The organism is Pseudomonas sp. NY15374 (assembly GCF_048068255.1).
Classification (GTDB): Bacteria; Pseudomonadota; Gammaproteobacteria; order Pseudomonadales; family Pseudomonadaceae; genus Aquipseudomonas; species Aquipseudomonas machongensis.
The window spans coordinates 37,875-52,049 of record NZ_JBLUPZ010000015.1; the positions used below are offsets into that span (position 1 = coordinate 37,875).

Sequence of the window (14,175 nt, forward strand, 5' to 3'; positions counted from 1 at the left end):
AAGGAGCCGGGCATGTTCCGACCCAAATTGTTGTTCACCAGCCTCGCCGCCATCGCCCTGGGCGCCTGCTCGCCGCAGGACCCGCAAGCCGTGACCTCCGCCGCCATCGCCCAGCAGGTGATCCTGCCGACCTACAGCCGTTGGGTCGAGGCCGACCGCCAACTGGCTGCCAGCGCCCTGGCCTATTGCGAAGGCAAGCAGAGCCTGGACACCGCCCGCGCCGACTTCCTCAACGCGCAGAAGGCCTGGGCCGAACTGCAGCCGCTGCTGGTCGGCCCATTGGCCGAAGGCAACCGCGCCTGGCAGGTGCAGTTCTGGCCTGACAAGAAGAACCTGGTCGGCCGCCAGGTCGAGCAACTGGTCAGCGGCGACAAGCCGGTCGACGCAGACAGCCTCGGCAAGGCCAGCGTCGTGGTCCGTGGCCTGTCGGCCTACGAGTACATCCTCTTCGACAGCAAGCCGGACATCGCCACCGCCGAGCAGAAAGCCCGCTACTGCCCGCTGCTGGTGGCCATCGCCGAGCACCAGAAAGCCCTGGCCGAAGACATTCTCAAGAGCTGGAACAGCACCGATGGCATGCTGTCGCAGATGACCAAATTCCCCAACCAGCGCTACGCCGACTCGCATGAAGCGATCGCCGACCTGCTACGCGCGCAGGTCACCGCCCTGGACACGCTGAAGAAGAAACTCGGCGCCCCCATGGGCCGTCAGAGCAAGGGTATCCCTCAGCCACTGCAAGCCGAAGCCTGGCGCAGCCACTCCTCGCTCAAGAGCCTGGAGGCTTCGCTCAAGGCCGCCGAAACCGTCTGGACCGGGGTCGACAACAAAGGCCTGCGCGGTCTGCTGGGTAAAGATCAGAGCGCGCTGGCGCAAAAGATCGACGATGCCTACGCCAGCGCTGCCAAACTGCTGGCTGACAACCAGAAGACCCTGGGCGAACTGCTCGCCGACGATGCCGGCAAGCAGACCCTCAACCAGATCTACGACAGCCTCAACGTCGTCCACCGCCTGCACGAAGGCGAGCTGGCCAAGGCGTTGAATATCCAGCTGGGCTTCAATGCCAACGACGGTGACTGATCATGCTGCGACGCCAGGCCCTCAAACTCGGTAGCGTGCTGCTCAGCGCCCTGACGCTCGGCGGCTGGACCCTGCTGCGCAACAAGGGCAGCGAGCCGCTGCTGCTGTCGGCGCGTGACGATGCCGATGGCGGCCACCATGCCGTAGGCTACCGCCTCGACGGCACCCAGGTGTTTGCCACCCAAGTGGCCCAGCGTTGCCATGCAATCATTCATCACCCCGAACAGCCGGTCGCCCTGTTCGTCGCCCGTCGACCAGGTACCGAAAGCTACCTGATCGACCTGCGCGACGGTCGTCTGCTGCAGACGATCACCTCGCAACCGAACCGGCACTTCTATGGCCATGCCGTCATCCACAAGGATGGCGAGTGGCTGTACGCCACCGAGAACGACACCACCGACCCCGGGCGCGGCGTGCTCGGGGTCTACCGTTTCGAGGGCCAGCGCCTGGTACACAGCGGCGAGATTCCCACCCATGGCGTCGGCCCCCATGAAGTGGCCTGGATGCCCGACGGCGAAACCCTGGTGGTGGCCAACGGAGGCATCCGCACCGAGGCCGAAAGCCGGGTAGAGATGAACCTGGACGCCATGGAGCCGAGCCTGGTGCTGATGCAGCGTGATGGCACGCTGCTTAGCAAGGAGACGCTGGCCCAGCAGATGAACAGCGTGCGCCATCTCGCGGTGGGCAACGACGGCACCGTCCTTGCCTGCCAGCAGTTCATGGGAGGTTCTGAAGAAACCGCCGAACTGCTGGCGATCAAGCGTCCGGGCGAGGCGTTCAAGGCCTTCCCGGTGCCGGAGCGGCAACTGCAGTCGATGGCCCAGTACACCGCCAGTGTCGCCGTGCACAGTGACCTGCGCCTGGTGGCACTGACCGCGCCGCGGGCCAACCGCCTGTTCATCTGGGACCTGGACAGCGGCGCGGTGAAGCTCGATGCGCCGATGCCCGACTGCGCCGGGGTCGGCGCGGTGAAGGACGGCTTCGTCGTCACCTCGGGGCAGGGGCGCTGCCGCTATTACGACTGCCGCAAGGCCGAGCTGGTCGGTCAGCCCATGAATCTGCCATCCGGGCTTTGGGACAATCACCTGCATCTGGTCTGATTCAGCACTGGCCACAGCGGCCCTATCGCGGGACGAGCCCGCTGGCATCCACGGGTAGTGGGAGCAGGCTCGCCCTGCGATAGGGCCTGCCCAGTCGATACATCTCCCACTTCCCGAAAAACAGTCAATACTTGCCTTCATCCGCACGTGGGCAGGATCGCCCGTGGTCGTGCCATACCCATAACAATCACATCCAAGGAACCGGACCATGCTACGCCGCCGCATGCTGATCATGTTGGCCGTGGTGCTGCTGATCGTGCTCGCCCTGGGGGGCATCAAGGCCTTTTCGATCTACCGCCAGATCCAGGTCTTTTCCGCTCCCAAACCCGCGATCAGCGTTGCTGCCGCCAAGGCCGAGCAACGCCAGTGGCAGGAACGCCTGCCGGCGGTCGGCAGCCTCAAGGCGCTGCAGGGCGTCGAACTCAGCCTGGAAGTGGCCGGGACGGTAAAGCACCTGCATTTCGATTCCGGACAACAGGTCAAGGTCGGGCAACTGCTGCTGGAACTCGACAGCGAACAGGAGGCCGCGCTGCTGGGCACCGCGCAGGCCGACCTGGGCCTGGCCAAGGTCGATTTCGGCCGCGGCAGCCAACTGGTAGGCGACTCGGCCATCTCCCGCGGTGAATTCGACCGCCTCACCGCCCAGTACCGGCGCAACCAGGCCGTGGTCGAACAGCTCAAGGCCTCGCTGGCCAAGAAAAGCATGAAGGCGCCCTTCAGCGGCACCATCGGCATACGTCAGGTGGATGTCGGCGACTATCTGGCCAGCGGCACGGTGATTGCCACGCTCCAGGACCTCTCCAGCCTCTACGTCGACTTCAACGTACCCGAACAGGCGCTACCGCAGTTGTCCCTCGGCCAGCAGGTGCTGGTGCAGGTGGCGGCTTTCCCCGGCCAGACCTTCCCTGCCCGCCTCAGCGCAATCAACCCCAAGGTCGAGGAAAGCACGCGCAACCTGCTGCTGCGCGCCACCCTGGCCAACCCGGATGGCAAGCTGCTACCGGGCATGTTCGCCAGCCTGCTGGTATTGCTGCCCGATCCGCAATTGCAGGTGGTGGTGCCGGAGAGCGCGATCACCTACACCCTCTACGGCAACTCGGTGTATGTGGTCGGCGAGAAGAAGGCCGACGACGGCCAGGCACATCTGGTCGCCGAGCAGCGCACCGTACAGACCGGCGAGCGCCGCGATGGCGTGGTGGTGGTGCGCAAGGGGCTGCAGGCTGGCGAACAGGTGGTCACCGCCGGACAGCTCAAGCTCAGCCCGGGCGCTGCGATACGCATCAGCCAGGACCCGCCCCTGTCGCCCGCCGACGCCCAAGGCGCGGCGCCCCCCCACTGACGCGGAGGCTGGTATGGCATTCACCGACCCATTCATCCGCCGCCCCGTACTCGCCAGCGTGGTCAGCCTGCTGATCCTGCTGCTCGGCTTCCAGGCCTGGAGCAAGCTGCAGATCCGCCAGTACCCGCAGATGGAAAACGCCCTGATCACGGTGACCACCGCCTATCCCGGCGCCAACGCCGAGACCATCCAGGGCTACATCACCCAACCGCTGCAGCAGAGCCTGGCCAGTGCCGACGGCATCGACTACATGACCTCCGTGAGCCGCCAGAACTTTTCGGTGATCTCGGTCTACGCGCGCATCGGTGCCGACACGGATCGCCTGTTCACCCAACTGCTGGCCAAGGCCAACGAGGTGCGCAACAAACTGCCGCAGGACTCCGAAGACCCGGTCCTGAGCAAGGAGGCGGCCGATGCCTCGGCGCTGATGTACATCAGCTTCTACAGCAGCGAAATGAGCAACCCGCAGATCACCGACTACCTGTCACGGGTCATCCAGCCCAAGCTTGCGACCCTGCCAGGCATGGCCGAAGCCGAAATCCTCGGTAACCAGGTGTTCGCCATGCGCATCTGGGTCGATCCGGTGAAGCTGGCCGGGTTCGGCCTTTCGGCCACCGATGTGACCAGCGCGGTGCGCCGCTACAACTTCCTGGCTGCCGCCGGCGAGGTGAAGGGCGAATACGTGGTCACCAGCGTCAATGCCACCACCGAACTGAAGTCCGCCGAAGCTTTCGCCGCCCTGCCGGTCAAGACCGTCGGCGACAGTCGTGTGTTGCTCGGCGATGTGGCGCGCATCGAGATGGGCGCGGAGAACTACGACACGGTCAGCTCCTTCGACGGTATCCCGTCGGTGTACATCGGCATCAAGGCCACGCCATCGGCCAACCCGCTGGAGGTGATCAAGGAGGTGCGGCGAATCATGCCAGACCTGGAAAGCCAGCTGCCCTCGGCACTGAAAGTCTCCATCGCCTACGACGCCACGCTGTTCATCCAGGCCTCCATCGATGAAGTGATCAAGACCCTCGGCGAAGCGGTGCTGATCGTCATCGTCGTGGTGTTTCTGTTCCTCGGTGCGCTGCGCTCGGTGCTGATCCCGGTGATCACCATCCCGCTGTCGATGATCGGCGTGCTGTTCTTCATGCAGATGATGGGGTATTCGCTGAACCTGCTGACCTTGCTGGCCATGGTCCTGGCCATCGGCCTGGTGGTGGATGACGCGATCGTCGTGGTGGAGAACATCCATCGCCATATCGAAGAGGGCAAGACGCCGTTCGACGCTGCCCTCGAAGGCGCGCGGGAAATCGCCATGCCGGTGGTGTCGATGACCATCACCCTGGCGGCGGTGTACGCACCGATCGGCTTCCTCACCGGGCTGACCGGCGCGCTGTTCAAGGAGTTCGCCCTGACCCTGGCGGGCGCGGTGGTGATCTCCGGCATCGTGGCCCTGACCCTGTCACCGATGATGTGCGCCCTGCTGCTGCGCCCCGAGCAGAGCGAGAAAGGCCTGGCCCATCGCCTGGACCAGATCTTCGAGCGTCTGAAAGTGCGTTACCAGCGCCTGCTGCACGGCACCCTCGACAGCCGCCCGGTGGTCATCGTCTTCGCCGTGATCATCCTGTGCCTGATCCCGGTACTGCTCAAGTTCACCCAGAACGAGCTGGCGCCCAACGAAGACCAGGGGGTGATCTTCATGATGAGCAGCTCGCCGCAGCCGGCCAACCTGGATTACCTCAACGCCTATACCGACCGTTTCACACCGCTGTTCAAGACCTTCCCCGAGTATTACTCCTCGTTCCAGATCAACGGTTTCAATGGTGTGCAAAGCGGTATCGGCGGCTTTCTGCTCAAGCCCTGGAACGAGCGCGAACGTACGCAGATGCAACTGCTGCCGCTGGTGCAGGCCAAGCTCGAGGACATCGGCGGGCTGCAGATCTTCGGCTTCAACCTGCCATCGTTGCCGGGCACTGGCGAAGGCCTGCCGTTCCAGTTCGTGCTCAACACTGCAGGCGACTACCCAGCCCTGCTGGAAGTGGCACAGCGCGTCAAGGAGCGCGCCCAGGCCTCGGGCAAGTTCGCCTTCCTCGACATCGACCTGGCCTTCGACAAGCCCGAAGTGGTGGTCGATATCGACCGGGCCAAGGCGGCGCAGATGGGGGTGTCGATGGATACCCTCGGCGGAACGCTGGCCACCCTGCTGGGCGAGGCGGAGATCAACCGTTTCACCCTCGAAGGGCGTAGCTACAAGGTGATCGCCCAGGTCGAGCGGGCCTACCGCGACAACGCCGGCTGGCTGAACAACTATTACGTGAAGAACGATCAGGACCAGTTGCTGCCCCTGTCGACCCTGATCACCCTCAGCGAGCGGGCCCGACCGCGCCAGCTCAACCAGTTCCAGCAGTTGAATTCGGCGATCATCCAGGGCGTACCGATGGTCAGCATGGGCGAGGCGCTGGATACCATCCGCGGCATCGCCCGCGAGGAGGCGCCGGAGGGCTTCGCCTTCGACTATGCCGGCACCGCGCGGCAGTTCGTCCAGGAAGGCAGCGCCCTGTGGGTGACCTTCGGTCTGGCCCTGGCGATCATTTTCCTGGTGCTGGCAGCACAGTTCGAAAGCTTCCGCGACCCGCTGGTGATTCTGGTGACCGTGCCGCTGTCGATCTGTGGCGCACTGCTGCCGCTGTTTCTTGGCGTCTCGAGCATGAACATCTACACCCAGGTCGGGCTGGTCACCCTGATCGGGCTGATCAGCAAGCACGGCATCCTGATCGTCGAGTTCGCCAACCAGCTGCGCGAGGAAAAGGGCCTGGGGGTGCGCGAGGCGATCGAGGAAGCCGCGGCGATCCGTCTGCGGCCGGTGCTGATGACCACCGCAGCAATGGTATTCGGCATGGTGCCACTGATCCTGGCGACGGGTGCCGGCGCCGTGAGCCGGTTCGACATCGGTATCGTGATTGCCACCGGCATGTCGATCGGCACGCTGTTCACCTTGTTCGTGCTGCCCTGCGTATACACCTTGCTGGCGCATCGGACGGTGGCGGATGAGCGCCAGGGGAGCGGCGGCACAACCTCAAGCCTGGAAAAACCACAAACCCATTAGCCAGAAACAACAAGGCCCCGCATCTGCGGGGCCTCGTGCCTGGGGCTCAACCAAACGGCCGCAGCCCCTGGCGCATCCCGAACAGGAACAACAGCAGATCATGATCCGGCTGGGCCGGGGCCTGCGCCTGCTCTGGCTTTATCACCCGCGGCGTGGCGCACTGCCCCGCCGCATCGCTCTTGCTGAACACGGTAGGCCGTGGCACCTCCCAGGCCGCCACGGCTACGCTGGTCACGCCAAGCGCGGCCACCAGGAACAAAGCTCGAGCTATTTCTAGTTTCATCAACCTAACCCTTTGACAGCGCTGCCAAACGCCCTCTCATAAAAGTAGAGCAGGGTTTGCCACTCCGCTTCATTGAACGACGAATGGCGGCGCAGCTGGCGCAGGTCGTTGTAGGCCGCGCGCTGGCAACTGATGCGGCGGCGGCACTTCTCCAAGTCCAGCAGGGCCACTTCGGCCCGCGCCTGCTCACCTTCACCGCTCACCTTGACGAACACATGCTTGCCGTACAGGCAGCCGTGCTGCCAGTGCCCCAGATGCATCCGCGCCAGGTTGTCAGCCAGGTCCTTGAGCATGCGCTCATGCAGCACCTGCGGGTAATGCTCGCGAGCGCCCTGGGCGTGCCAGGTGTCGAGATCGACGAATCCATCCAGCGCTTCACTGACCAACAGTGCCCGCCACTGGTGCTCGGCATCGCGTTCTGCACCAGCAAAGACGATGCGCGGCACCCGCACTCCCAACTGCTCGAAGCTGTTCAGGGCGTCCAGCTCGCGCAATACCGTGGGGCGGCCGAAGGGGTGCAGCAGGCTGCGGTAGATATGCCCGACCTGGCGCTTGGCATAGAGCAGATGGCCGTTGCCATCATCCAGGCGCTGCACGCCACTTTCACCGCCACGTCGCTGATTGGGCTCCTCGACCCATTCCCCCTGCTGTTGCCAGTAGTAGTCGAATTGCGACACCTGCCCCTGAGTTGCTGCCATGAATCCCTCACCCCTTTCGCAATACATAGACTCGCCACATGGCATAGAACGGCAGGAAGTCGAGACGTTCCTGAATCCTGAAGCCTGCTGTCACAAATTCTTCTTCAACCGTAGCAGCAGGTAACACAAAGCGATTCTGGTAACTGTCCTGCTCCGCCTTGGCGCTGCGTCGTTGTTCGAGCTTCTTGCGCCGCCATGCCTTGAAATTGCCATCCACCCACAGCGACAGGATCACGCTATCGCGGCTAACTCTTTGAAATTCAGAAAGAATTGTCTTGCGATGGGCCGGATCACCGATGTGGTGGAACAATCGCATGCAGAAAATGCTGTCTACCGAGTTGTCCGGCAGGTCAATGGCAAAGGCTGAGGTTTGCAAAGGGCGTACCCGCTCGACCACCGCTGGCGGTTGCGACGCACAGGCTGTCTCGATCATCGCAGCGGAATTGTCTGCACCGATGATCACGCGGTTGGGTTTTTCTGCCAGCAGCGGCCAGAAACGGCCGGCGCCGCATGGCAGGTCGAGCACCAGGCCCGGCTCGCCGGCCAGTGTCAGGGCGCGGCGAGCAAGTTGCTCGTCACGCGTGTGGGAAAGGCGACGGGCCAGGCCATCCTGATGCTTGATGAAGTACTCACGGGCGTGCTGCTGATCGTACTTTTCGGAAAATTCGAGTTTGATAGGGCTACGCATGGGACATCTCCTGACTCAATGCCGACCACATTAGGTGGGCAAGCGTTGGCATCAGGTCATCGCCATGTGAAAAAACTGTCACACGAAAGGGTTAAATCTTACGAATCATTACACAATATTCTGCATCGGGGCCGCCGTACGGCCCCGGTTTCTACTGCAGTGTCGTGTCGATTTCCTGCTCATGCGCCAGCGCGGTGCCCTGGCTCAGGTCTACCTGGAAGCGGCAGCCGTGGGGCGCGGTGGCGGTCAGGGTCACGCGCCAGCCCTGGTCGTCGCAGATCCGCTGCACCAGCGAAAGCCCCAGGCCGAGCCCCTCGCCACGCCGCTCGTCGCCACGCACGAAGGGCTTGAACATAGCCTCGCGCTGCTCCTCGGGAATGCCCACGCCGCTGTCCTCGACACTGAAACCGCGGGCCTCGAGGCTCAGGCGGATATAACCGGTATCGGTGTAATGCGCTGCGTTGCGCAGCAGGTTGCCCATCACCGATTGCAGGAAAGTGGCGTTGTACAAGGTTGGGCTGGCGCTGACACGGCCATCGTAGTAGAGCGTCAGGCCCTTCTGCTCGATGGTGTCGCGCCAGACGCCGATCAGATCATCAGCAACCTCGCGCAGGCTGGCCCGCGAGGCCACCGCACCTTCGTCACGCTGGGCGCGGGCCAGCATGAGGAAGGTCTTGACCAGCTCGCGCATCTCCTCGGTGGCACGGGCGATCCGTTCCACCTGGGCGCGTGACCGACTGTCCAGGCCGGTGTTCTCCATCAGCAGTTCGCAGGAAGTCGCGAGCACCATCAATGGGGTGCGCAGTTCGTGGCTGACATCGCTGGTGAACAGTCGCTCGCGGGTCAACGCATCGCGCAAGCGACCAAGGGTATCGTCGAACGCCACCGCCAACTGCCCGACTTCGTCGGCAGCATAGTCCGGCGCAAGCGGCGGCGCCAAACCGAGCAACTGGTCACGATGGCGAACCTGACGCGCCAGACGAATCACCGGCGCCATGACCCGACGCGCCAGCAGCCAGCCAAGGAATGCCGCCAGCACCAGGCTGAGCAGGAAGCCCACCACCACCACGGCGAACAGCACCCGCTCACGCTCCTCGAAATCGCTCTGGTCCTGCAACAGTACATAGCGACGACCGTCCACGACCTCGACCATGGCGTGGTAGGAGAGCTGGTCGCGGAACACTTCATGGAAGCCGGCATCGAGGTGACGCAGGTCCTTGGGCAACTCGAAATCATCGCGACCGCCGCTGAAGTAGAACAACTGGTCAGGGCGCGGGCGGTGGCTCCAGTCACTGACGCTGTCCATGCGCAGCAGACGCTGCAGATCCCCTCCCAGCACCGAGGAAATCAGGCGCTCTTCGACCAGGTGAACAGTGGCGACGATGCCGAAGGCAAACGCGCCAGCGACCAGCGCGCTCATCAGTGCAAAGGCAATGATGATGCGCTGGGCAAGGCTCTGCTTAAACTCCATCGCGACCCTCGGCGAGGCGATAGCCGACGCCATGGACGGTATGCAGCAGGGGCTTTTCGAACGGCTTGTCGATCACCTGGCGCAGTTGATGGACATGGCTGCGCAAGCTGTCGCTGTCGGGGCAGTCGTCGCCCCACAGGGCTTCTTCGAGGACTTCGCGGCGCAGCACGTGCGGGCTCTTCTGCATCAGCACCGCCAGCAACTTCAGGCCGACCGGGTTGAGTTTGAGCAGCTTGCCCTGACGGGTGACTTCCAGCGTGTCGAGGTCGTAGCTCAGGTCTGCCACCTGCAGCGTACGCCGACCACCGCCCTGGGCGCGACGCAGCACCGCCTCGATGCGCGCGGCCAATTCGGACAGGGCGAAAGGCTTGAGCAGGTAATCGTCGGCCCCAGAACGGAAGCCCTGCAGGCGATCGTCCAGCTGGTCGCGGGCGGTCAGCATGATCACCGGGGTGTCGCGGCGGGCGTCTTCGCGCAGGCGCTTGCACAGGGTGTAGCCATCGATGCCAGGCAGCATGATATCGAGCACGATCAGGTCATAGTGTTCGGTCGCGGCCAGGTGCAGGCCCGACAGGCCGTCCTGGGCGCAGTCGACGGTGTAGCCTTTCATGCCCAGGTAATCAGCCAGGTTGGCGAGGATATCGCGGTTGTCTTCAACCAGTAGAATGCGCATCGGGGTCTCCTGTGCGGCGCTTCGCTGTGCGCGGCAGGCGCAGCTTACGGCCATTGGCCAGGCATCGCCAGCCTTGGTGGAAAAACAGCGTAACTGACGCTTTTTTCACTGATCCTTCACACACAGAGCATAGCCGCGGACCGAAAATGCCCGATCTTTCGTGCCTTCCCCCTTGCCTGTGGAGCCTTCATGCACACCGCCCGACCCCGCCCGATCAACCTCTGGCTGTACCTTGGCATCCCCCTGGCTACCGCACTGGTTCTGCTGCTGCTCGAGGCCACATCGCTGGACATGGACGTGGCCAACCTGATGTTCGATCCGTCCGTGGGTCAATTCATCGGGCGCCATAGCTACTTCCTGGAGACCATCCTGCATGACCGGGTCAAGCAGACGGTGATCGGTGTCGGGCTGCTGGCGGTAGTGGCGTTCATCGCCAGTTTCTTCTGGTCACGCCTGGGCAGTTGGCGGCGCGAACTGGGTTGCCTGGTGCTGGCCCTGGGGCTGTCCACCGGTTTTGTCACGCCACTCAAGCAACTGACGGCGGTGCAGTGCCCGTGGAGCCTGACCCAGTTTGGCGGCAAGGAAACCTACAGCAAACTGCTCGAAGCGCGGCCAGCGACCGACAAACCAGGGCTGTGCTGGCCCGGCGGCCATGCAGCGACCGGCTTCAGCCTGTTCGCATTGTTCTTCGTGCTGCGTGACCGCAAGCCACGCCTGGCACGTGGTGCCTTTGCCCTCGCGGCAGGTGTCGGGGTGGTGCTATCGGTAGGCCGGATGATGCAGGGCGCACACTTTCTCTCGCACAACGTCTGGACCGCCGTGTTCTGCTGGTTGATCGGATTGGGCTGCTATTACCTGGTGCTCTATCGCAGGGGGATGGCAAGGGTGACCGTGGCTGAACGCGGCATTGCCTGAGTCGACGCAGGTCTGACACGCGCGCATGAAAAAGCCCCGCACAAGGCGGGGCTTTTTCATGCAGCTAGGGGCCAGGGCTGGCTTACATCATGCCGCCCATGCCACCCATGCCGCCCATGTCTGGCATGCCGCCAGCAGCTGGCTTGTCTTCCGGCAGGTCAGCAACCATGGCCTCGGTGGTGATCATCAGACCACCGATCGAAGCAGCGGCTTGCAGCGCCGAACGGGTGACCTTGGCTGGGTCCAGGATGCCCATCTCGATCATGTCGCCGTATTCGCCGGTAGCAGCGTTGTAGCCGTAGTTGCCCGAACCCTGCTTGACCTTGTCGGCCACAACGCTTGGCTCGTCGCCGGCGTTGGCAGTGATCTGACGCAGCGGCGCTTCGACGGCGCGACGCAGCAGGGAGATACCGACGTTCTGGTCTTCGTTGTCGCCTTTGAGCTCGGTAATGGCTGCCAGGGCGCGAACCAGGGCAACACCACCGCCAGGCACCACGCCTTCTTCAACGGCTGCACGGGTAGCGTGCAGGGCGTCTTCAACGCGGGCTTTCTTCTCTTTCATCTCGACTTCGGTGCCAGCACCGACCTTGATCACGGCAACACCGCCAGCCAGCTTGGCCAGACGCTCTTGCAGCTTCTCACGGTCGTAGTCCGAGGAAGTCTCTTCGATCTGGGCACGGATCTGCTTGACGCGTGCTTCGATGTCGGCGTCAACGCCAGCACCGTCGATGATGGTGGTGTTTTCCTTGGACAGGATGACGCGCTTGGCGTTACCCAGGTGCTCCAGGGTAGTGGTTTCCAGGGTCAGGCCGATTTCTTCGGAGATGACCTGGCCGCCGGTCAGGACGGCGATGTCCTGCAGCATGGCCTTGCGGCGGTCGCCAAAGCCTGGGGCCTTGACCGCAGCAACCTTGACGATGCCGCGCATGTTGTTGACCACCAGAGTAGCCAGGGCTTCGCCTTCGACGTCTTCGGCAACGATCAGCAGCGGACGGCCCGACTTGGCAACAGCTTCCAGAACCGGCAGCAGTTCGCGGATGTTCGAGATCTTCTTGTCGACCAGCAGCAGCAGCGGGCCTTCGAGCTCGGCAACCATGGTGTCAGGCTTGTTGATGAAGTACGGCGACAGGTAGCCACGGTCGAACTGCATGCCTTCTACGACGGACAGTTCGTTTTCCAGGCCCGAGCCTTCTTCAACGGTGATCACGCCTTCTTTACCGACTTTTTCCATGGCTTCGGCGATGATTTCACCGATGGAGCTGTCGGAGTTGGCGGAGATGGTACCGACCTGAGCGATGGCCTTGGAGTCGGCGCATGGCTTGGACAGGTTCTTCAGCTCGGCGACAACGGCAGCGGTGGCCTTGTCGATACCGCGCTTGAGGTCCATCGGGTTCATGCCGGCAGCGACGGCCTTCAGGCCTTCGTTGACAATGGCCTGAGCCAGAACGGTAGCAGTGGTGGTGCCGTCACCGGCAGCGTCGTTGGCCTTGGAAGCAACTTCCTTGACCAGCTGGGCGCCCATGTTCTCGAAGGCGTCCTTCAGTTCGATTTCCTTGGCAACCGAAACACCGTCTTTGGTGATGGTTGGAGCGCCGAAGCTCTTGGCCAGGACAACGTTACGGCCTTTCGGGCCCAGGGTGGCTTTGACAGCGTCAGCCAGAACGTTGACACCAACGAGCATTTTCTTGCGGGCGGAATCGCCGAATTTTACGTCTTTAGCAGCCATGATCGTTTAATCCTTGGAATTCTTTAGCAGGGAAATCGGGGAAATCAGCCTTCGATGACGGCGAGGATTTCGTTCTCGGCCATCACCAGCAGGTCTTCGCCATCGACTTTCACGGTGTTGCTGCCCGAGTAAGGGCCGAAAACCACTTTGTCACCCACTTTCACGGCCAGCGCGCGAACTTCGCCGTTGTCCAGAACGCGACCGGTGCCAACGGCGACAACTTCGCCGCGGTTCGGTTTTTCAGCGGCCGAACCCGGCAGGACGATACCGCCAGCGGTTTTCGATTCTTCTTCGCTGCGACGGATGACGACGCGGTCATGCAGAGGACGAAGCTTCATTGTCGATCTCTCCCAAATTGTGGTTTTCATCGGCCGGTGTCGACACCGGCGGTTGAGGCTATCCGGCGTTGCCGGAGGGGGCTCGCGGCCTGCGAACCCCACGTGTCATGTCTGGTGTTGCCACCAGAAACCTTGCGGTGACACATACATGAGGCCGCTCGATTCGATTACAAGGCTTGCCATGGAATTTTTTTAATCGGCGTGTACACGCCGAAAAAAGCAGGGGCCGCATAGCGGCCCCCTTGGGTTCATTTGTCGATCACTGATCGCGGCGCTCGTATTCGCCCTCGATCACATTCGGACGGTGACCGCCATCGCGCGGCTGCCCGTTGAACGGATCATCCTGGAACGCCCTCTGGCGCGTGGCCTGGGCCTCGGCCCGTTGACGCAACTTGCGCGCAACCAGATGGCGGGTAAAGGGCAGCAGGCATAGCAGGCCCAGCACATCGCTGATGAAGCCCGGCAGCAGCAGCAAGCCACCACCCACGGCCAGCATCAGGCCCTGGAACATGTCCTCAGCGGGCAGTTCGCCGCGCTGCAGGCTTTCACGGGCGCGCAGCGCCGTCGCCAGACCGGCCAGGCGCATGACCAGCAGGCCGAGGGCGGAACCGGCGATGATCAGCAGCAGCGCCGGGAAGAAACCGATGGCGGCGCTGACTTTGACGAAGACGAACAACTCCAGCACCGGAAAAATCAGGAACAGCAGTAGAAAAGCACGCATCAAGGATTCCTCGACGGAAGAGAACCTTCCAATAAGACCTCAGATGGAT

At 63.0% G+C, this 14,175-nt stretch carries 13 protein-coding genes; 5 read left to right on the top strand and 8 right to left on the bottom strand.

The window, feature by feature from the left end; genetic code table 11:
* Positions 1-12 precede the first annotated feature (12 nt).
* The 4 genes from ACNFHO_RS24645 (at position 13) to ACNFHO_RS24660 (ending at position 6,613) form a co-directional block, all read left to right on the top strand.
* Positions 13-1,077: an imelysin family protein gene (locus ACNFHO_RS24645; protein WP_151925147.1), complete on the top strand. Its 1,065-nt coding sequence runs from the start codon at positions 13-15 to the stop codon at positions 1,075-1,077.
* A gap of 2 nt (positions 1,078-1,079) precedes the next feature.
* On the top strand, positions 1,080-2,177 hold the full coding sequence (locus ACNFHO_RS24650) for a DUF1513 domain-containing protein (protein WP_054893823.1): 1,098 nt from the start codon (positions 1,080-1,082) through the stop codon (positions 2,175-2,177).
* Positions 2,178-2,385: 208 nt separating this feature from the next.
* A complete protein-coding gene (locus ACNFHO_RS24655) occupies positions 2,386-3,516 on the top strand; it encodes an efflux RND transporter periplasmic adaptor subunit (protein WP_416767678.1) in 1,131 nt (376 codons plus the stop codon).
* Between the two features lie 13 nt (positions 3,517-3,529).
* Positions 3,530-6,613 carry a multidrug efflux RND transporter permease subunit gene (locus ACNFHO_RS24660; protein WP_416767680.1) on the top strand — a complete coding sequence of 1,028 codons (3,084 nt, stop codon included), beginning with the start codon at positions 3,530-3,532 and terminating at the stop codon, positions 6,611-6,613.
* A 46-nt stretch (positions 6,614-6,659) separates the two neighbouring features.
* On the opposite strand, the gene ACNFHO_RS24665 is transcribed toward ACNFHO_RS24660, so the two are convergent.
* The 5 genes from ACNFHO_RS24665 to colR form a co-directional block, all read right to left on the bottom strand.
* Entirely contained in the window at positions 6,660-6,896 is a 237-nt protein-coding gene (locus ACNFHO_RS24665; protein WP_063545994.1) for a hypothetical protein, read from the bottom strand.
* The gene (locus ACNFHO_RS24670) at positions 6,896-7,594 is read right to left on the bottom strand and encodes a lipopolysaccharide kinase InaA family protein (protein WP_054893827.1); all 699 of its coding nucleotides are present in this window, start codon (positions 7,592-7,594) and stop codon (positions 6,896-6,898) included. The genes ACNFHO_RS24665 and ACNFHO_RS24670 overlap by 1 nt, the downstream gene beginning before the upstream one ends.
* 7 nt (positions 7,595-7,601) lie before the next feature.
* Entirely contained in the window at positions 7,602-8,282 is a 681-nt protein-coding gene (locus tag ACNFHO_RS24675) for a class I SAM-dependent methyltransferase (protein WP_112899077.1), read from the bottom strand.
* A gap of 151 nt (positions 8,283-8,433) precedes the next feature.
* Positions 8,434-9,753 (bottom strand): sensor histidine kinase, encoded by a 1,320-nt coding sequence (locus ACNFHO_RS24680; RefSeq protein WP_054893829.1) that lies wholly within the window; start codon positions 9,751-9,753, stop codon positions 8,434-8,436.
* On the bottom strand, positions 9,743-10,426 hold the full coding sequence (colR, locus tag ACNFHO_RS24685) for a two-component system response regulator ColR (RefSeq protein WP_054893830.1): 684 nt from the start codon (positions 10,424-10,426) through the stop codon (positions 9,743-9,745). The genes ACNFHO_RS24680 and colR overlap by 11 nt, the downstream gene beginning before the upstream one ends.
* Before the next feature lie 189 nt (positions 10,427-10,615).
* Between colR and ACNFHO_RS24690 the strand changes: the two genes are divergently transcribed.
* Complete coding sequence (locus ACNFHO_RS24690) at positions 10,616-11,341, top strand: phosphatase PAP2 family protein (RefSeq protein WP_416767684.1); 726 nt, start codon at positions 10,616-10,618, stop codon at positions 11,339-11,341.
* A gap of 82 nt (positions 11,342-11,423) precedes the next feature.
* Here ACNFHO_RS24690 and groL read toward each other — a convergent pair whose 3' ends face one another.
* The 3 genes from groL to ACNFHO_RS24705 form a co-directional block, all read right to left on the bottom strand.
* Complete coding sequence (gene groL / locus ACNFHO_RS24695) at positions 11,424-13,067, bottom strand: chaperonin GroEL (RefSeq protein WP_054893832.1); 1,644 nt, start codon at positions 13,065-13,067, stop codon at positions 11,424-11,426.
* A 44-nt stretch (positions 13,068-13,111) separates the two neighbouring features.
* A complete protein-coding gene (locus ACNFHO_RS24700; protein ID WP_029614823.1) occupies positions 13,112-13,405 on the bottom strand; it encodes a co-chaperone GroES in 294 nt (97 codons plus the stop codon).
* 259 nt (positions 13,406-13,664) lie between these two features.
* A complete protein-coding gene (locus ACNFHO_RS24705; protein WP_054893833.1) occupies positions 13,665-14,126 on the bottom strand; it encodes an FxsA family protein in 462 nt (153 codons plus the stop codon).
* Positions 14,127-14,175: the final 49 nt, after the last annotated feature.

Bases quoted from the DNA above. Each gene is read 5' to 3' on its own strand.
- ACNFHO_RS24655 (WP_416767678.1), top strand. From the start codon at position 2,386: ATGCTACGCCGCCGCATGCTGATCATGTTGGCCGTGGTGCTGCTGATC.
- colR (WP_054893830.1), bottom strand. From the start codon at position 10,426: ATGCGCATTCTACTGGTTGAAGACAACCGCGATATCCTCGCCAACCTG.
- ACNFHO_RS24670 (WP_054893827.1), bottom strand. From the start codon at position 7,594: ATGGCAGCAACTCAGGGGCAGGTGTCGCAATTCGACTACTACTGGCAA.
- ACNFHO_RS24660 (WP_416767680.1), top strand. From the start codon at position 3,530: ATGGCATTCACCGACCCATTCATCCGCCGCCCCGTACTCGCCAGCGTG.
- ACNFHO_RS24700 (WP_029614823.1), bottom strand. From the start codon at position 13,405: ATGAAGCTTCGTCCTCTGCATGACCGCGTCGTCATCCGTCGCAGCGAA.
- ACNFHO_RS24650 (WP_054893823.1), top strand. From the start codon at position 1,080: ATGCTGCGACGCCAGGCCCTCAAACTCGGTAGCGTGCTGCTCAGCGCC.
- ACNFHO_RS24705 (WP_054893833.1), bottom strand. From the start codon at position 14,126: ATGCGTGCTTTTCTACTGCTGTTCCTGATTTTTCCGGTGCTGGAGTTG.
- groL (WP_054893832.1), bottom strand. From the start codon at position 13,067: ATGGCTGCTAAAGACGTAAAATTCGGCGATTCCGCCCGCAAGAAAATG.
- ACNFHO_RS24665 (WP_063545994.1), bottom strand. From the start codon at position 6,896: ATGAAACTAGAAATAGCTCGAGCTTTGTTCCTGGTGGCCGCGCTTGGC.
- ACNFHO_RS24680 (WP_054893829.1), bottom strand. From the start codon at position 9,753: ATGGAGTTTAAGCAGAGCCTTGCCCAGCGCATCATCATTGCCTTTGCA.
- ACNFHO_RS24675 (WP_112899077.1), bottom strand. From the start codon at position 8,282: ATGCGTAGCCCTATCAAACTCGAATTTTCCGAAAAGTACGATCAGCAG.
- ACNFHO_RS24690 (WP_416767684.1), top strand. From the start codon at position 10,616: ATGCACACCGCCCGACCCCGCCCGATCAACCTCTGGCTGTACCTTGGC.
- ACNFHO_RS24645 (WP_151925147.1), top strand. From the start codon at position 13: ATGTTCCGACCCAAATTGTTGTTCACCAGCCTCGCCGCCATCGCCCTG.